This is a genomic window from Mycobacterium sp. 48b (assembly GCF_048282725.1).
Taxonomy (GTDB): Bacteria; Actinomycetota; Actinomycetes; order Mycobacteriales; family Mycobacteriaceae; genus Mycobacterium.
The window spans coordinates 878,598-895,600 of record NZ_JBLVUL010000001.1; the positions used below are offsets into that span (position 1 = coordinate 878,598).

Below are 17,003 nucleotides of genomic sequence, written 5' to 3' on the forward strand. Positions count from 1 at the left end.
TCGTCACGGTTCAAGATTGGCATACCGGCTACGCCGGGGCCGAGGGTGATCCCTGTCAAAATTGCTGGTCGGCGACTACCGTAGGCGGGCATGGAGGCACAGCGTGCGCCGGCAGACCTGCCCGATGGGTTCGGGGTGGCCGTTGTCCGGGAGGACGGCAAGTGGCGGTGCGCCCCCATGCGGTCGTCCTCGTTGAAGAGCCTGACCGCTGCCGAGACCGAGCTTCGTGAGTTGCGCAGCGCCGGTGCGGTCTTCGGGCTGCTCGATGTGGACGACGAATTCTTCGTGATCGTCCGGCCCGCTCCGGCGGGAACCCGGCTGCTGCTCTCGGATGCCACCGCTGCGCTGGACTACGACATCGCCGCCGAGGCGCTGGAGAATCTGGACGCTGACCTGGAAGAAGAGGATCTCGAAGACTCCGATCCCTTCGAGGAGGGCGACCTGTCCGTGCTGTCCGACGTCGGTCTGCACGAGGACGTGCTCGGCGTGATCCTGTCCGAAACCGATCTGTACGCCGATGAGCAGATCGGGCGCATCGCCCGCGAGATGGGCTTCGCCGACGAGCTGTCGGCGGTGCTCGACCGGCTCGGTCGGTGACGTCTCACGGTGACTTCTGACCAAGCCCTGATCCGCGCTGCCCTGGAAGCTGCCCGGACGGCCGGTCCTCGCGACGTGCCGATCGGTGCGGTCGTGTTCGCCGCCGACGGCACCGAGCTGGCCCGCGCCGCCAACGTCCGCGAGGCCACCGGGGATCCGGCCGGGCATGCCGAGATCGTCGCGATGCGCGAGGCCGCCAAGGTGCTCGGCGACGGCTGGCGGCTCGAAGGCGCGACACTGGCCGTGACAGTCGAGCCGTGCACGATGTGCGCGGGCGCTCTGGTGCTGGCCCGCGTGGCCCGGGTGGTGTTCGGCGCGTGGGAACCGAAGACCGGGGCGGTCGGCTCGCTGTGGGATGTGGTGCGCGATCGCCGGCTCAACCATCGTCCCGAGGTGGTCGGCGGAGTGCTGGCCGACGAGTGCGCGACCCTGCTGGAGGAGTTCTTCGCGGCCCAGCGGTGAGCGATTAGGGCTTGCGGCGCTCGCCCGGTAAGCTGCCACACGGTGGCGTGTCCGAGCGGCCTAAGGAGCACGCCTCGAAAGCGTGTGACGGGTAACCCCCGTCCGAGGGTTCAAATCCCTCCGCCACCGCCATAAGCCCGCTTCCTGTCAAGACAGGTAGCGGGTTTTTTGCGCGGCAGCTACGCCGCCAAACGCGTGGCGGTGACGGTCCCACTGCCGGTATCTGGACCGACTCCGCGGGGATAGGGCGCGGCGAGTTCGGCGAAGCTGTTGAAAGACGTTGACCATCCCAGGCTTTCGATCCATTGCCGGGCGTCATCACCGAGACCGCGGTCGACATTGGACATGTTCCGGTATAGGCCTGCGGCACCGGCCACCGATTTCAGGGTCGTGTTGAAGCTCTGGCTGCCCATCGTGGGAAATCCGTACCGACTGGCGGGCGCGGACAGCCGGGTGATCGCCTCGACCCCGGCACGAGCCGTGGACGTCGGCAGTGTCATCAGTGCGTGGTCGACCCAATGCGTGGGGATTGTGGGGTCAAACCCGTTGGTCACCAGCGCGTCGGGCCAATCGCTCGCAGCGAGGTCGGCCTCGATGACGTGACGTTCGCAGGTCGTGGCAGCGTCGCGCAGTAGTGGTTCCTTGAATGCGAACAGCTGGGGCAGGTCGATCTCGAAAAGGTCGACGGGTGCAGGCCAGGTCAGCCGGAACGCATGGGTGTCCAGCCCGGCCCCGATGAGCACGATCTGCGAGCACCCGGCCGCTGCGGCTTCGGTGAGGGCGTCGTCGACGAGGCGGACACCGATTGTGCGGGATTCGTACATCGCGTCGGCCAGCTGCAGCACCGTTGCCCAGGTGTCGGCGGCGCCCTCGGGTGCGGCCGGGTCCAGGTATGCCTCCTGTGCCGCTGCGACGAACCGCGCGGCGTACGGATCGGCGTAGAGACGGTCGTCCCGTTCGGTTTCGCGGGCCCGGATAACGGCGACACCGACGGCGGTGAGCGGTGGGCCGGTCAGCGTGGTGGGCAGCTGTGATGTGTTCATTCGATCCCCCTCCAAGGCGCAGATCCATTACTTGACGGCAGGTAAGTAATGGTGCGACCACGCTAAACTCATCCCTTGCCGGGCGTCAAGTAATGGAAGGGGTGGCGATGGCAGGCCGACGGACCGATACCCGCGACAAGATCCGGGCCGTGGCGCTCGAACTGTTCTCCGTCCACGGCTATGACCAGACCTCGATCCGGCAGATCGCCGAGCGCCTCGGAATCACGAAAGCCGCTGTCTACTATCACTTCCCGGCAAAGGAAGACATCGTGGTGAGTCTCGCCGACGATCTGCGCACGGGTGTGGACGAGATCCTGAGCTGGGCCGCCGGTCAGCCGCCGGGCAAGCAAACCGGACGCGAGGTGCTGCGACGGTACGGCACCGTCCTGCACGGCACCGGTCGAGTCATGACGCGGTTCATGCACGAGAACTACGCGGCGTTCAATCGGCTCGGGGTAGGGGCTGACCTGCGCTATCAGTTCCGGACCGTGGCCGATGCCATGACTGCGCCCGATCATGAGCCCGTCGCGGTGTATCACGCCCGGCAGGCGCTGATGACCATCTCCTGGAGCGTGGCCATGATGGGTGACCTCCCGCTGACCGACGAGGAATGCAACGACACCGCCATCGCGATCGCCTCAGACATCTACGAACGCAGCTACTAGCTCTGCTGTCGCAGTCCACCGGGCGACAGCCGCAGCACCGGGATGGTCCGGATCCCGTCGGTGCGTTGTTCGTACACATTCCAGCCCTTGTTGAGCCGGTCGGCGGCCAGCGCGTAGAGCCGGTCGCGGTCGGCGCCGGTGACCTCGCGTGCGACGAACCGCCCACCGCGCGGCCCGATGTGCAGTTCGCATTCCGGATGCACGTGCAGGTTGTGGTACCAGCTCGGGTGCCGGTCCCGCCCGTAGTTGGAGGCGATCAGCACGACGTCGTCGCCGTCGGTGAAGTAGGCCAGCGGGGTCTCGTACCGCTTGCCGCTGCGTGCGCCGGTTGAGGTCAGCACCAATATTGGGATGCTGAAACTCAGCCGTGCCCGCCCACGGGTCGCCTTCATCAGCGGGGCCTCCAGCGGCGCCACCCGCCGACGCCAGAATGCCGCGGCCCGTTCGGTGGTGAACAATTTGCCGCCGATCAACCAGAACAGCTGCCGCTTCCACCGGGGCCGGCTCTCAAGCTCGACTCGACGTATCCCACTCAGGCTGTCGCTGCGCATGATGACCTCCTACCTTCCCGGTCAGAGAAAATCGGCCGGGTCCACTGAGCAGCAGACTCACCAGGCCGGCCAGGATCAGCAGTGCCTCCCGGAAACCGGGCAGCGGATCACCGCCGGGCAGCGGAGCGGGGATGCCGCCCGCGACGAAGCCGAACACCAACAGGCCGGCGACGTTGAGCACGTTCACCACCGTGGCGAGCCGGAACAAGACACCGAGCAGGATGCCGATCCCACCGCCGAACTCGACCACGCCCACCAGCCAGCCGACCGCGTCGGGGAACGGCACCCCGAGCCGGCCGACCAGGTGGGCGATGTTGGCGTGCCCACCGGACGCGAACAGTTTGATCCCGCCGTGCAGGATCAGCCCGCCGCCGAGGAACAGTCGCAGAGGCAGCGGAGCCCACTGCTGCCAGGCCGTCATGGCAGGGCCGCGAGATAGCGCGTGGCGGCGACGCCGGGCATGAAGAAGTAGGCACCACCCACGGTGTGGACATAGCGGGGCAGGCCGGTGACGCGCCGGCGGATCGGCTCCTGCTGGACCGTGAAAGTCCCGTGCCCGTTGCCGTTTCCGTTGCCACGGGCGCCGGCGATCGGATCATCTTCGGCGTAGCCGCCGTCGAACTTGGAACTGTTGACCCAGGTGTGCTGGATGAACTCGAACTGCCGCCCGAGTTGGGTGTTGAAACAGATGAAGTGCAGGCCGCGCTCGACGCCGTCGTCGCCGGCCCCGATCATGTCGGCCGGGTCCATGGACGGGGCCAGGGGCGGACCGTAGGCCCGGCCCCGACGAATGATGCGGTGGCGCTTGCCCACATCGATCGAGCGGTCGGACCCGGGCACGGGGTCGAGCGCGTCGCGTGGATTGGACCGCCGCAGGTGCGAGCCGATCGGGCACTTCAGACCGTCGGGATCCTCGGACCGGAAGTACATGAAGTCGTTGTCGTCGGCGAGTGCGGGATCGTCGGCGGTCGGCGACTTCACCAGCGGCGCACCGCCGGGCCAGCGCCCCACCATCTTGGCTGCCAGCCCGACGCATGCCGGCACCCGGTCGAGCACGTCGGCCGATCGTTCGGCCAGGCTGTTCCAGAACCCCGCCACATCCTGCTTGAGCTGCCGGAAGACGAGGTAGCTGCCGTCCTTGCCGAGGTCACGCAGCGCCGGCGCGTCGACCGCTGTTGACAACAGGTTTCGCGGGTCGGCGGACGGATCCACGAGTGGCCGGTCGGTGTACTGCCCGTAGGCGTTGGGATAGCCGAGCACGAACTCGCCCGGCGCGACGGTGTTCCCCGCCGGTCCGCCCTCGTCGTAGCCGTCGATCAACGGTTGCGAGATGCCGTCGCGAAAACCGAAGTGCTCCTTGCGTCCCGGCAGCGTCAGCGAATCGAGTCGCCTGACGACACGCATCCCGGAGCCGGGCAGGTCGTGGCCGTTCTCCAGTTCGGTGACCGCGGCAGCGTCACGCGCATAGAGCAGCAACAGCGCGTGGATGTCGTCGCCGTTCCATCCCCAACTCGACGGGGAGCTGTCGCCGTGGTCGCCGAGGATGCGGCGGCGATGCTCGGTGCCGGACATCCCCTCACGGAACTCGCCGGCCAGCATGCCGAGGTGTTCGGGTGGCAGGCCCAGCCGCGCCAGGCCCGACGGTGTGAAAGCGATGTTGGTGCAGGTGTCGGTGGCTTCGGGCCGGACTGTGCTGTCGCGCAGGGGAAGCCACGACAGCCATCGCTTGGCCGCCGCGACGTCGTCGATCGCCAGGAGCAGGAACGCCGCGTCCTCCAGCGCGCCGTAGCCGTGCAGGATGACGCCCTGGATGTCGTCTAGTTGGAGAGCCATAGCCGGTCCCAGGGAATGCTGTCGAGCTTACGGGCCGCCCAATTGGATTCGGGAAGGTCGTTGCCGCAACCGAATCGGCGCAGCCAGCGCCGCGTCTGGGCATCGTCCATCTTGTCCGAGAGGCCCTGGCGGATGGCTTCGTTGTTGGCGATGTTCTTGGTCGTCAGATGCGGGTAGGCGCTGTACCAGACATTGCTCGGGGCCTGCCGGGTGGGAAGCAGCTTCTTGTAGGCCTTCTCGTCGGTGATGCCGCCGAAGAACAGGAAGCGCGTGCGCGGGAAGCCATCGCCGTTGCTGAAGATGGCGTTGAGCCCCCAGAACGCCTTGTCGATGAAGTCGTTCATGTAGCTCTCCAAGCTGCCGTCGTAGTTGCTGGAGAAGAACAGCCCGCGGTTGTCGTTCATCCGCACCCACCGGGCGAAATGAATGGTGTTGAGCCCGGACAGGGTTCCGCGGTTGTAGATGTGGCGGGTCGCGTAGTCGGTGAGGAACAGGATCGCTGTCGTCGTCAGCCGGCGGAACGGCCCGGGCTTGAGGAATCCGACGGCAACGATCTGGTTGTGCGCCCAGTAGTCCTCGTCATCGCGGTAGGCCCGGACCACATCGGGTGCGGCGCCGCGGGTGTCGGGCAGGTCGCGCTTCTCGTGGTAGCGCAACGCGACCGTGAACAGGCCCAACCCGAGCAGCACCAGCGGCAGGAACAGCACCGTCACCACTACCAGTGCGGCGATCCAGAAGTACTTGTGCAGAGCCTCTTTGGACCGCCACGCCAACGACGGCCTCTCCGCCGGTTTCAGTGCCCAGGCCAGGTCGTCGCGGTCGCGCACGAAGTCCACGATCGCGCTCTTGATCTTCCCTGGATCCAGCGACCCCAGGTCGCCGCCGTCCAGGAACGTGTTGATCTCGCGCTGCAGCAGATCCTCCTGCCGGATCTGGCCGACCGAGCGGCCTCGCCGGTTGATGTGTGCCGCAGCGGCTTTGACCTGATGTGCCCGCAGGAATGCCCGCCGGTCCGGCACGGATGCCGTGCCCGGGTAGCCGACGCAGTGGGAGAAGACCGTGTCGAGGCCGGGGCCGCCGATCGTCGCCAGCTCGTCGACATGCCCGCGCAGGGGTGCGTCGACGTCGGTCAGCAACGCCAGCTGAGGGGGCACCGGGCGCCCGTCGAGATCCTCGGCCGGGTCGAACAGCACGAGCCTGGCGAAGTGCAGGCCGCTCAACCTCTCGAACGGCAGCACGTCCCACCTCTCGACGTGCTCGGGGATACGCCCGAGCAGGTCTCGTAGCGAGGCCAGCCGGTCGCGATCGACCTCGGCGAGCACGGTGAACGCTTCCTGGTGTGGCATCGGGATCACCCGGTCGAGCGAATGGTGAACCACCCGACGCGTTTCCGCCACAGCCATACGACTCCGAGGTAGAGATCGGGGCCGACCTGGCGGATCTCGTCGCGCACCATGCGCGCGAGGAACGACGTCGTGGAGTAGTCGATCAGCACGCAGTCACCGTCGTCCACCCAGCTCGATGCGATCGAGAGCCGGGCTTTGACGAGCCGAAGACCGAACGGGGTCACCTTGTTGCGCAGCACGCCCTCGCGACGGTCGAGCACCTTGCCCTGCCAGATGATCAGGCGGACCAGCAGGGCGAGCGGCTTGGCCAGCCACGTCCCGGGCCACGCCAGCAGCGTGCCCCGGGTATCCCCGTCGGGGATGGGCCCGGCTTCGGACTGTCGGAACAGCAGGTCCAACGCGCTGTTGGGGTAGCCGAGCAACAGCGACTCGTCGAGCGCCATCCGCCGGGTCAGCTCCGGCTCAGGGCTTGTCATCGTTGCTCCTGCCCGAGTCGGGGCCACGGTGCGAACGCGTTGGTGTGGCCGCGCAGCACCGGTTCGAGCTCGGGGTAGTGCCGGATGAGCACCGAGCACATGTCGTTGTCGGCGATCCAGGCGATCCCCTCCGGGGTGTAGATCCGCGGGGTGAAGTCGACCGTGAAGAACCGGTCGCTCTTGAGCCGGCGGGTCGCCATCAGCACGAAGATGCGGAACGCCGTGTCGCTGAACCCGAACTTCTCGGGCAGCTTCTCGCCGAACATGCCGACCATGGCGTCGACCTTCTCGATGTCACCGCCGTAGATCTCGCTCATCTTCGCCGCCGTCTCCTTCGAGCCGCCGCTGATCTCGTCGAACGACGTCGCCGGCTTCAATCGCAGCTGGCGGCGGAAGTCGTTGTAGCGCGGCACCCCTCGCTCGCGGGAGCGGATGATGTCGGTCGAGATCATGTCGATGACGTGGCCGTCGGTGCGGTCGAAGCGGCGCATGAAGTTGGGACTGTTGTGCAGGGTGACCGCCCCCGGGTGCGCGACGCCCAGCGAGTAGATGCAGTTCGAGATCCCCACGCTCTTGAGTACGCCGCGCGAGTTGGCGCCGCCGTGGATGCTGTCGAAGGCAAGCTGCTGCGGCTCGGCCTTGCCGGCCAGGTTGAGGAATTCGTAGTCGTCCGGCACCAGCGGGTGCATGCGGTAGACGGTGACGAAATCCTCGGTGATGGAGTACGGCGCGGTGTGGTGATCGGTCGCCGACCCGACGACGCCACTGAGCGCCTCGCTGGGGCTGATCCGTCCGAACAGCTGCTTGACGCGTTCGCCGGCCAGACCGAACCAGTTGGCCCGCATACCGATCTGCAGCGTCGGGTGCCCCAGGATCGCCGGCGTCCATTCGATGGTGTGGATCTTGGCGATCAGGGCCGCGTTGATCATGCGCGCCTTGTGGAAGATCTGGTCGGGGGACCAGGTCGGGTAGGCGGCTGCCAGCCGATCACAGATGGCGTTGTGCTCACGCAGGAAGATCGTGCCCATCAGTTCCAGGCCGAGCCACCAGCCGTCCGCTCCGCCGGAGGCGCCGAGCAACGACGGATCGAGGTCGATGAAACCATCGGCGTCGATGCGAACCTTGCCGTCCTTCTTGTCCTTCGTGCGGATCGCATCCTGGAACAGCTGGTTGCTGCCGTAGATCTGCGAGGCATCCCACCAATGGGTCTCGGTGTTGATGAACGTCGAGTCGCCCGGCGTCGGGTTCGGGTCCGCCGGCGTCGACGGGATCCGGATGGTGGACTCGTCCCACTCGTCGCCGTCGGGCACCGGAATCTCGATCATCCGGCTGGGGTCGGTGTCGTGGCTGAACCAGTCGCGGGTTTCGAACTGCAGCCAGGCTGCCGCCAGGACGTTGAGTGTGGTGGCCGGCTTGAACGTGTCGCGGCGCAGCAGCTCGTTGCTGATCGCCCGTGGGTTGGGGTCCATCAGGTTGGGCGGCTGCTCGGCATGTCCATCGTCCAGCGGCACGTTGCGCCCGAACCGGGTGTGGGCCATACCCATCGACGGCGCCGACAGATCGTTGTAGGAGCCGTCGACGGTCCTGACGGTGAGATATTCGGCAGGAGTGTGTGCCGGCGCCGCCGGGGGATTGCCCCGGTAGGAGTCGTAGAGATTGTGCTCGCGTAGTGCGTCGCGAACGCCGATCAGGACGCTGAGTCCGATCCACGGTGGGAGCTTGTCCCACCCGATCCGGCGGTCGACAACCTCAGTGGCTTTGATGAACCACGTTGTCAGCAGGGATGGCATCCCGGCCTCCTTTCCATGCGGCGAGCGCGAGTGCGGTGTTGATCGATGAGATGACGATCGCCACCAGGCCCTGTTTGCGCGGCAGATCGCCGCGGGCTGCGGTGACGGCGGCAGAAACAGTGTCGGTGGCATGGATGAGGACGGCGAGCTTTTCGGCCCTGCGCAGCTCGGTTCCCCGGAGCAGCAACAGGTCCAGTCCGATCAGGACGGTTCGGATGCCGAACATCCGGAACGGGTAGGTGCCTGCCCGGTCCGTCGTGGTGTCGACCCCGAGGCGGCCGAGCAGCTTCTCGGGTGCCAGTAGTGCGGCCGCCCCGTTGAAGATTCTGATCAGCGCCAACAGCTTGCGCGCCACGTTGCCCATGCTCAGATCTTGCGGGCTGATCGGTACGTGGGAACGCGTAGTCGGCTACCTGTTTTCGCACGCCCTCAGGCCGATCCGCGTTGAATGTGTCCATGGAGCTGATGTCGCCGACCGATTCGATGTTTCTGATCGCCGAGACCCGGGAGCATCCGTTCCATGTCGGCGGCCTGGCGCTCTATGAGCCTCCCGCCGGTGCGGACCGCGACTTCGTGCGCGCGCTGTACGAGCAGATGGCCGCCCACACCGAGGTCGAGCCCGTGTTCCGGAAGCACCCGGCGACCATCCTGGGCGGAATCGCGAACGTCGGCTGGACCTACGACAACGACATCGACCTGGACTACCACCTGCGCCGCTCGGGGCTGCCGTCACCGGGCCGGGTGCGTGATCTGCTCGAGCTGACCTCGCGCCTGCACGGCGGTCTGCTCGACCGGCACCGTCCGCTGTGGGAGGCCCACCTGATCGAGGGGCTGGCCGACGGCCGGTTCGCGGTCTACACGAAGATGCACCATTCGCTGATCGACGGGGTATCGGCGCTCAAGCTCCTGATGCGCACGCTGTCGGAGGATCCCGGTGACACCGAGGTGCGGGTGCCGTGGGCGCTGCCGCGCAGGAAGCGTCCGAGGCAGAGTTCGTCGCTGTTGCGGACCGTCACCGACGCGGCCGGATCGGTCGCGGGCCTGGCGCCGTCGACGCTGCGGCTGGCCCGCTCGGCACTGCTGGAGCAGCAGCTCACATTGCCGTTCGCAGCTCCCAAGACCATGTTCAACGTCAAGATCGGCGGCGCCCGTCGCGTCGCGGCGCAGTCCTGGCCGCTGGAGCGGTTCAAGCGCATATCGCGGGCGGCCGGGTTCACGGTCAACGACGTGGTGCTGGCGGTGTGCGCCGGCGCCTTGCGGGCCTATCTGCTGGAGCAGGACGCGCTTCCCGACCGGCCGCTGATCGCCATGGTGCCGGTCAGCCTGCGCGCCGAACACGAGGCCGACGCCGGAGGCAATCTGGTCGGCTCGGTCCTGTGCAATCTCGGTACCGATCTGGAGGATCCCGGCGATCGGCTCGCCGTCATCGGCGAGTCGATGCGCGGAAACAAGAAGGTGTTCTCCGAGCTGCCGCGGGTGCAGGCGCTGGCGCTGTCGGCGATGATGATCGCCCCGCTCGGCCTGGCCGCCGTTCCCGGTTTCGTCGGGGCCACCTCGCCGCCGTTCAACCTGGTCATCTCCAACGTGCCCGGCCCGCGAAACCCGTTGTACTGGAATGGTGCTCGGCTGGACGGCAATTATCCGCTGTCGATCGCGCTGGACGGGCAGGCGATGAACATCACCCTGGCCAACAATGCCGACAATCTGGATTTCGGTCTGGTCGGCTGCCGGCGCAGTGTGCCGCATCTGCAGCGGATGCTCAGCCACCTGGAAGACTCGTTGAAGGCGCTGGAGGTCGCGTCGGGGGTCTGACACCAAAAGGCGTAATGGGTAGACCAAATAGGGTTCGTCCCGCAAAATGGTCGGCGTGGCGGATGACGGCGGTGCCTACCTCGGCAGGATGCGGATCCTCGATGCGAAACCGGTGAACCTCGACGGGTTCAGCGTGACCAACCCGGAGCTGGGCCTGGTCGCGATGCGCAGCCCGCATGATCCGGAACCGTCGCTGGTGCTGCGTGACGGGCAGGTCATGGAGATGGACGGCAAGGCGGCCGCGGACTTCGACGTGATCGACGAGTTCATCGCCCGCTACGGCCTCGACCTCGCCGTCGCGCCCGAGGCCATGGCGATGTCCGACGCCGAACTGGCCCGCAAGACCGTCGACCTCAACGTGCCGCGCGCTGAGGTGGTCCGGCTGATCGGCGGCACGACGCCGGCCAAACTCGCGAGGGTCATCGCCGTACTGACGCCGGTCGAGATGCAGATGGCGATGGCCAAGATGCGGGCCCGGCGTACCCCGAGCAACCAGGCCCACGTCACCAACCAGCTGGACGATCCGATGCTGATCGCCGCCGACGCGGCCAGTGCGGTGGCCTACGGGTTCCGCGAGGTCGAGACCACCGTGCCGGTGCTCGGCGATGCGTCGTCGAATGCCGTTGCGCTGCTGATCGGTTCGCAGGTGGGGACACCGGGCGCGATGGCGCAGTGCGCCATCGAGGAGGCGCTGGAGCTGCGGCTCGGTATGCGCGGGCTGACCAGTTACGCCGAGACCATTTCCATCTACGGCACCGAGCAGGTGTTCGTCGACGGTGACGACACCCCCTTCTCCAAAGCGATCCTGACGAGCGCCTACGCGTCACGCGGGCTCAAGATGCGGGTCACCAGCGGGGGCGGTGCCGAGGTGCTGATGGGCGCTGCCGAGAAATGCTCGATCCTCTACCTGGAGTCGCGTTGCGTGTCGCTGGCGCGGGCGTTGGGTTCCCAGGGTGTGCAGAACGGCGGCATCGACGGCGTCGGCGTGGTGGCCTCGGTCCCCGAGGGCATGAAGGAGCTGCTCGCCGAGAACCTGATGGTGATGATGCGGGATCTGGAGTCCTGCGCGGGCAACGACAACCTGATCTCCGAATCCGACATCCGCCGCAGTGCGCACACCCTGCCGGTGCTGCTGGCCGGTGCCGATTTCATCTTCTCCGGGTTCGGCTCGATCCCGCGCTACGACAACGCGTTCGCCCTGTCGAACTTCAATTCCGACGACATGGATGATTTCCTGGTCCTGCAACGGGATTGGGGAGCCGACGGCGGTCTGCGCACGGTATCGCCCGAGCACCTGGCCGCGGTCCGGCGGCGGGCTGCGACGGCCGTGCAGGCGGTGTACCGCGACCTGGGGCTGGCGGATTTCGACGACAGCCACATCGAGGAGGTGGTCATCGCCAACGGGTCGCGTGACTTGCCGCCGGGCGATCCGAAGGCCGTCGCGGAGGCGGCCAACGCCATCGAGGCCAAGCAGCTCACGGTGTTCGACGTGGTCGCCGCCCTCAAGCGCACCGGTTACGACGAGGAGGCCGAGGCCATCATGCGGCTTACCGCCGAGCGCTTGCGCGGTGACCAGCTGCAGACCTCGGCGATCTTCGACGAGCAGTTCCGGGTGCTGTCCAAGATCACCGACCCGAACGATTACACCGGTCCCGGAACGGGCTACACGCCGACCGGCGAGCGCCGGGCCGAGATCGACAACATCCGCCAACAGCGCAACGGGACCGAGCTGACGGCCGACCAGGCCGCTCATGCCGGCCACATCACGGTCACCGATCTCGAACCCGCCCGGCAGGGCAGCGATCCGCGGGAGGTCTGTATCGGGCTGTCGCCGGCGCTGGGCCGCAGTGTGTGGCTGAGCCTGTGCGGCCTCCCGATCGGTGAGGTGATCCGCCAACTCTCCGCCGGGCTGGAGGAGGAGGGTTGTGTCCCACGGTTCGTGCGGGTGCGCTCGACCATCGACGTCGGCCTGATCGGCCTGACGGCGGCCAAGCTGTCCGGATCGGGGATCGGAATCGGATTGCAGGGCAAGGGCACTGCGCTCATCCACCGTCGTGATCTGGCACCGCTGGCCAACCTGGAGCTGTTCAGCGTGGCCCCGTTGTTGACGGCGCGGAACTATCGGGAACTCGGCCGCAACGCGGCCCGCCACGCCAAAGGCATGGCTCCGGTGCCGATCCTGACCGGGGGCACCGACGAATCGATCTCGGCGCGCTACCACGCCCGCGCGGTGGCCCTGGTCGCATTGGAGCGTGACGCCAGCGAGCCCGGCCAGGCGCCCGTCACAGTGGAGGTGAACAGGGCATGAGCGAAAGATTCACCGTCGCAGCCGCTGTCGACGGCAAGCTCGACCTGTCGGACCTGCGGATGGACCCCGCGGCACTCGCGCACCAGGCGGTGGTCGCCGAGGAGAACGGCAACCCCCAGCTCGCCGAGAACTTCCTGCGCGCGGCCGAACTGGCCACCATCGACGATGAAGAGGTGATGGGCCTGTACGAGGCGCTGCGCCCGCACCGCTCCACTGCGGCCGAACTCGACGCGCTGCAGGCGTCCCTGGAAACCCGCGGTGCGACCCGGTGCGCCGAGCTGGTCCGGCAAGCCGCGACGGTATACGCCCGGCGAAATCTGTTGCGGTGAGGGTCATCGCCGGGATCGACGTGGGTAACCACACCACCGAGATCGTCCTGGCCCGCGTCGTCGACGGTGAGGTGCAGCCGCTGAGCCATGGTCAGGCACCGACCCGGGGCCGCAAGGGATCGCGGGATTCGCTGGAGGGCGCGGCGGCGCTGCTGCACCGCATCGAGGTCGACGCACAGGTGCGGGCCGATGAGTTGGCGCTGTCGGCGATCCGGCCGGTCGACACCGAAACCGCCCCGCTGGCCCCGGCGCCGTCTCCCCGGTCACCGGTACGCAGCCTGCGCAAGCCCGACGCCAGCACCCCGGCCGGTACCGGGTACGCGGTCGGCAGGCATGTGCCGCTGGGGGAACTGGCTGCCGAACCGCAGGCCGGCCCGGTGATCGTCTCGGTGGACGGCGACACCGATTTCGAGGTCGCCGCGGCCGCGATCACCGCCGCGGTGTCCCGAGGGTGGACCATCCAGGGCGTACTGGCGGCCCAGGACGATGCGGTGTTGATCCGCAACCGGATTCCGCTCGACGTTCCGGTGGTCGACGAGGTGATCCTCGACGGGCTGGCGTCCGGAGCGCTCGTCGCGGTGGAGGTGGTGGCCGAGGGGCGCGCCTACCGGGCCCTGGCAGACCCGATCGCGCTGTGCGCGGCATTGGAACTCGGTCATGGGCAGATCCACGACATCGCCGAGTTCACCAGGGAGCTCTCGGATTCCCCGGCCATTGCCGTGACGGCGCGCACCGAGGACCCGGAACCGCCCGCGGTCGACGACGACTATGTCGAGTTCAGGATCGGCGGAGCGTACGTGAGGTACTCGCCCGCCCAGGCCCACGCCATCCTGCGGCGTGAACCGCCGGGCAGCGTGGTGCGGATCCGGTTGCGTTCCATCCCGACCGCGGATCATCAGATCGCGGTCGACGACGCCTTTTTCACCGATCTCGCCGCGCTGGACAGCGGAACCTGGCTGCGCCGTGGCGTGGCCGATGCGCGGGGCACGGTGGTGGCCCTGCTGGCGGCCGATCACGTCGAGGACGCCGCGACGACACTTGCCGAACTGACCGGGCGCCCGGCACGCACCATCGCGGGAGAGCCGGAGGCCGCCGCACGCGGTGCCCGGACCACGCCGGGGCTGCCGCCGGATTCGGTGGTGTGCGACATCGGCGGCGGCACCATCGATCTGATCGGACCGGATCGCACGGTCACGGCGGCGGGTGCGGGCGAGGCCATCACGGTCGCGGTGGCGCGCATGCTGAACATCCCACGGGCACTGGCCGAGCGGGTCAAGCGCACTCCGGCAATCCGGGTCGAGGGCCCGCACGTGGCGCACGAGGAGGACGGGCGGCGGTTGTTCCTCGACGCGCCCGCTCCGGCCGATGCGATCGGCCGACTGTGCACCCGCGGCACGGTGGGGCTGGTGCCGTTCTCGACCAAACTGGCTGCCGAGGAATGGCGCAGCCTACGGCTGGCGATCAAACAGGAGACCGTCGCGGCCAACATCGCCCGCTGCCTGGCCGCGTTCGAGAAACCCCCGACCGCCTTGGTGCTGGCCGGCGGCGGGGCGCTCGACGACGAACTGCTGCGCACCGTCGGCGAATCCCTGCGCGGCGTCGGGGTCGTGGTGGGGCGAGCCAATATCGACGGGGTACACGGTCCGCGGTTCGCGGTGGCGTCCGGGCTTGTGCACCTGTGCGCCACCGCTGCTCGGAGCTGACGGCACGGCCTCAGAACGGGAGTTCCACACTGCCGTTCGTGGTGTAGACCTCGTCATGGTTGGAATCGACGTAGCCCTGGGGGTAGGGCAGATAGGGATTCGTGCCGTAGGGGACCAGGGGGTCGGTGCCGCTCATCGGTGTGGGTGCAGGGGCGGCTGCGGCGACCGGGGCCAAGGCGACCGCCCCACCGATCGCGGCGGCGGCAAGTGCGGTGGCGACGAACTTCATCGGGTTGTTCATGCCTCGATCCTGTCGCCCAGGCAGCTCGGTGTCGTCGCTGCTGACACCCATCTCGCAGGTAGGGCTAGCCGGTAGCCCGCAGGAAATCTCCCGAGATCTTCACTGCGGGCGCCGACGAGTCACCGCCCACCACCAGGGTGGCGAACGCGATGTCGCCTGCGATCCCGGCGAACCACCCGTGCGAGTGCGTGTTGTCGCCGAACTCGGCGGTTCCGGTCTTGCCGCCGAGATCGGGGATGTCGCTCAATTGGCTTGCGGTGCCCTCGGTCACGGTCTTGCGCATCATGTCCCGCAGCGCTGCGGTGACGCCGGCCGGCAGTGTCTCCGAGGGGGTATCGGCGGTCACCTTGTCGCCGTCGACCAGGCTGGGCAGGATCGTCGACCCGTGCGCCAGGCTGGCCTCGGCGACCGCGAGACCGAACGGGCTGACCGTCACGGTGCCCTGGCCGATACCGTTCTCCACCCGCTGGGCCGCGGTGTCCGCGTTGGGAACCCGGCCGGTCACCGTGGTGAGCCCCGGGATGGTGAAGTCCACTCCGATGCCGAACGCGCGGGCGGTCTTGGTCAGCGCATCGGCGGGCAGCTTGTCCGACAGCGCCGCCATGCTGGTGTTGCACGAATGGGAGAACGCCGACGCCAACGGCACTGTGCCCAGGTCGAAGTCGTCGTCGTTGGGGATGGTGCGGTTCTCGATCGTCAACCGGCCGGGGCAGGCCACCGGGGTCTCCGGGGTCGCCAGGTTGGCTTCCAGTGCGGCAGCGGTGGTGATGGTCTTGAACGTCGACCCCGGTGGGTAGAGACCCGAAAAGGCAATGGCGCCTTGCGGATCTGCGGCGGTGTTCTGCGCGGCCGCCAGGATGCCGCCGGTCGAACCGGAGATCGCGACCACCACGGCGGGCCGGGTCTCCTGGGCCACTGCCTGTTGGGCGAGCAACTGCAGCCGCAAGTCCAGGGTGGTGCGCATCGGGTCGGTGGGTGCGGGTGGCCGGGAGGTCAGCCGTTGGGCGGCCGCGCCATCCTTGTCGACCAGATAGACCGACCACCCTGCGGCCTTGGTGATCCGGTCGTGCCACAGCTGGGACAGGCCGCCGATGGCGGGTGAGGACAACTGGCGGTCGGCAGTCAGCAGGTCGCCCTGCTCGGCCACCGTGACACCGGGAACCCGGGTGAGCTGATCACGCACCGAGGTGAGGTCGTCCTCGCGCAGTTTCATCACCGTCACCCGGTCATCGTTGTTCGACGCGAACTGTGCGCCGATGGATTCCGCCGTGGTGGTGGCATCGAAGGGGACCAGCAGCGCGGCGAGCGGGGCGGCCGAATCCAGATGAGCGCGGTCCAGGGTGATCACACCGACGGTCTGCCACGTCATCAACGGCTGACCGGTCCGGTCCAGCACCGGGGTCTGCAGATCGCTGTCGGTGCTGTACTGAAACCTCAAGCCGTCCCGTAGATCCGGGTGCAGCAGGGTCGGCGTCCAGGAGATACGCCAGTCGTCGCCGGCTTTGGTTGCGGTGCCGGTGGCGTCATAGCCGAAGTCGTGGCCCTCACCCCAGGACCACTGATACTTCAGTACCGCGCCGGCCTCGTCGCCGTCCTCGGGTTCGGCGCCGACCTTGACCGAGGCGGCATCGCCCATGCCGTCGAACATCGACTTGATCGCCGGCTCGGCGGCGGCAGGATCGGTGGTCTGTGCGGCTGCTGCGCCGGCATCTTTGCGCTGCAGGGCGTCGGCGAAGGCGGCGAAGCGGTCAGCCGGGTCGGGCGACGAGGAACATCCCACGATCGGGAGAAACAGGCACAGCAGCAAGAGCAAGGCGCGCCATCGAGTCATACCCCCAGCATGACAT

General features: G+C 67.8%; 17 protein-coding genes and 1 tRNA gene. 8 read left to right on the top strand and 10 right to left on the bottom strand.

Features of this window, described 5'->3' with window-relative positions:
- Positions 1–90 precede the first annotated feature (90 nt).
- The 3 genes from ACNQR1_RS04145 to ACNQR1_RS04155 all read left to right on the top strand — a co-directional run bounded on the left by ACNQR1_RS04145 (position 91) and on the right by ACNQR1_RS04155 (position 1,191).
- On the top strand, positions 91–597 hold the full coding sequence (locus tag ACNQR1_RS04145; RefSeq protein ID WP_418044277.1) for a tRNA adenosine deaminase-associated protein: 507 nt from the start codon (positions 91–93) through the stop codon (positions 595–597).
- Positions 598–606: 9 nt separating this feature from the next.
- Positions 607–1,059: a nucleoside deaminase gene (locus tag ACNQR1_RS04150; RefSeq protein ID WP_418044279.1), complete on the top strand. Its 453-nt coding sequence runs from the start codon at positions 607–609 to the stop codon at positions 1,057–1,059.
- A gap of 41 nt (positions 1,060–1,100) precedes the next feature.
- A tRNA-Ser gene (locus tag ACNQR1_RS04155) sits at positions 1,101–1,191 on the top strand.
- A 47-nt stretch (positions 1,192–1,238) separates the two neighbouring features.
- Here ACNQR1_RS04155 and ACNQR1_RS04160 read toward each other — a convergent pair.
- A complete protein-coding gene (locus tag ACNQR1_RS04160) occupies positions 1,239–2,102 on the bottom strand; it encodes an SAM-dependent methyltransferase (protein ID WP_418044281.1) in 864 nt (287 codons plus the stop codon).
- Positions 2,103–2,209: 107 nt separating this feature from the next.
- Between ACNQR1_RS04160 and ACNQR1_RS04165 the strand changes: the two genes are divergently transcribed.
- Positions 2,210–2,767 (top strand): TetR/AcrR family transcriptional regulator, encoded by a 558-nt coding sequence (locus ACNQR1_RS04165; protein ID WP_418044283.1) that lies wholly within the window; start codon positions 2,210–2,212, stop codon positions 2,765–2,767.
- Here the strand turns inward: ACNQR1_RS04165 and ACNQR1_RS04170 are convergent.
- From ACNQR1_RS04170 to ACNQR1_RS04200, 7 genes are read right to left on the bottom strand one after another with little or no spacing between them, the layout of a single operon-like run.
- Positions 2,764–3,318, bottom strand: a complete 555-nt coding sequence (locus ACNQR1_RS04170; protein ID WP_418044285.1) for a nitroreductase family deazaflavin-dependent oxidoreductase — start codon at positions 3,316–3,318, stop codon at positions 2,764–2,766. The two genes, ACNQR1_RS04165 and ACNQR1_RS04170, sit on opposite strands and share 4 nt — an antisense overlap.
- Complete coding sequence (locus tag ACNQR1_RS04175) at positions 3,275–3,739, bottom strand: DoxX family membrane protein (protein WP_418044287.1); 465 nt, start codon at positions 3,737–3,739, stop codon at positions 3,275–3,277. Before ACNQR1_RS04175 ends, ACNQR1_RS04170 begins: the two co-directional genes overlap by 44 nt.
- On the bottom strand, positions 3,736–5,151 hold the full coding sequence (locus ACNQR1_RS04180) for a Dyp-type peroxidase (RefSeq protein WP_418044288.1): 1,416 nt from the start codon (positions 5,149–5,151) through the stop codon (positions 3,736–3,738). The genes ACNQR1_RS04175 and ACNQR1_RS04180 overlap by 4 nt, the downstream gene beginning before the upstream one ends.
- Positions 5,136–6,497 carry a hypothetical protein gene (locus ACNQR1_RS04185; protein ID WP_418044290.1) on the bottom strand — a complete coding sequence of 454 codons (1,362 nt, stop codon included), beginning with the start codon at positions 6,495–6,497 and terminating at the stop codon, positions 5,136–5,138. The genes ACNQR1_RS04180 and ACNQR1_RS04185 overlap by 16 nt, the downstream gene beginning before the upstream one ends.
- Positions 6,498–6,502: 5 nt before the next feature.
- Positions 6,503–6,973 (bottom strand): hypothetical protein, encoded by a 471-nt coding sequence (locus ACNQR1_RS04190; protein ID WP_418044291.1) that lies wholly within the window; start codon positions 6,971–6,973, stop codon positions 6,503–6,505.
- Complete coding sequence (locus ACNQR1_RS04195) at positions 6,970–8,763, bottom strand: peroxidase family protein (RefSeq protein WP_418044293.1); 1,794 nt, start codon at positions 8,761–8,763, stop codon at positions 6,970–6,972. The genes ACNQR1_RS04190 and ACNQR1_RS04195 overlap by 4 nt, the downstream gene beginning before the upstream one ends.
- The gene (locus tag ACNQR1_RS04200; RefSeq protein WP_418044295.1) at positions 8,723–9,127 is read right to left on the bottom strand and encodes a hypothetical protein; all 405 of its coding nucleotides are present in this window, start codon (positions 9,125–9,127) and stop codon (positions 8,723–8,725) included. The genes ACNQR1_RS04195 and ACNQR1_RS04200 overlap by 41 nt, the downstream gene beginning before the upstream one ends.
- Positions 9,128–9,219: 92 nt before the next feature.
- Between ACNQR1_RS04200 and ACNQR1_RS04205 the strand changes: the two genes are divergently transcribed.
- From ACNQR1_RS04205 to ACNQR1_RS04220, 4 genes are all read left to right on the top strand, one after another.
- A complete protein-coding gene (locus ACNQR1_RS04205; RefSeq protein WP_418044297.1) occupies positions 9,220–10,575 on the top strand; it encodes a WS/DGAT/MGAT family O-acyltransferase in 1,356 nt (451 codons plus the stop codon).
- 88 nt (positions 10,576–10,663) lie between these two features.
- The gene (locus tag ACNQR1_RS04210; protein ID WP_418050270.1) at positions 10,664–12,883 is read left to right on the top strand and encodes a propanediol/glycerol family dehydratase large subunit; all 2,220 of its coding nucleotides are present in this window, start codon (positions 10,664–10,666) and stop codon (positions 12,881–12,883) included.
- Complete coding sequence (locus tag ACNQR1_RS04215) at positions 12,880–13,212, top strand: diol dehydratase small subunit (RefSeq protein WP_418044299.1); 333 nt, start codon at positions 12,880–12,882, stop codon at positions 13,210–13,212. Before ACNQR1_RS04210 ends, ACNQR1_RS04215 begins: the two co-directional genes overlap by 4 nt.
- On the top strand, positions 13,209–14,915 hold the full coding sequence (locus tag ACNQR1_RS04220; protein ID WP_418044301.1) for a diol dehydratase reactivase ATPase-like domain-containing protein: 1,707 nt from the start codon (positions 13,209–13,211) through the stop codon (positions 14,913–14,915). Before ACNQR1_RS04215 ends, ACNQR1_RS04220 begins: the two co-directional genes overlap by 4 nt.
- 10 nt (positions 14,916–14,925) lie before the next feature.
- On the opposite strand, the gene ACNQR1_RS04225 is transcribed toward ACNQR1_RS04220, so the two are convergent.
- Together ACNQR1_RS04225 and ACNQR1_RS04230 are read right to left on the bottom strand one after the other, a co-directional pair.
- Positions 14,926–15,156 (bottom strand): hypothetical protein, encoded by a 231-nt coding sequence (locus tag ACNQR1_RS04225; RefSeq protein WP_418044303.1) that lies wholly within the window; start codon positions 15,154–15,156, stop codon positions 14,926–14,928.
- A 64-nt stretch (positions 15,157–15,220) separates the two neighbouring features.
- Positions 15,221–16,987: a penicillin-binding transpeptidase domain-containing protein gene (locus ACNQR1_RS04230; protein WP_418044305.1), complete on the bottom strand. Its 1,767-nt coding sequence runs from the start codon at positions 16,985–16,987 to the stop codon at positions 15,221–15,223.
- Between the last annotated feature and the right edge of the window lie 16 nt (positions 16,988–17,003).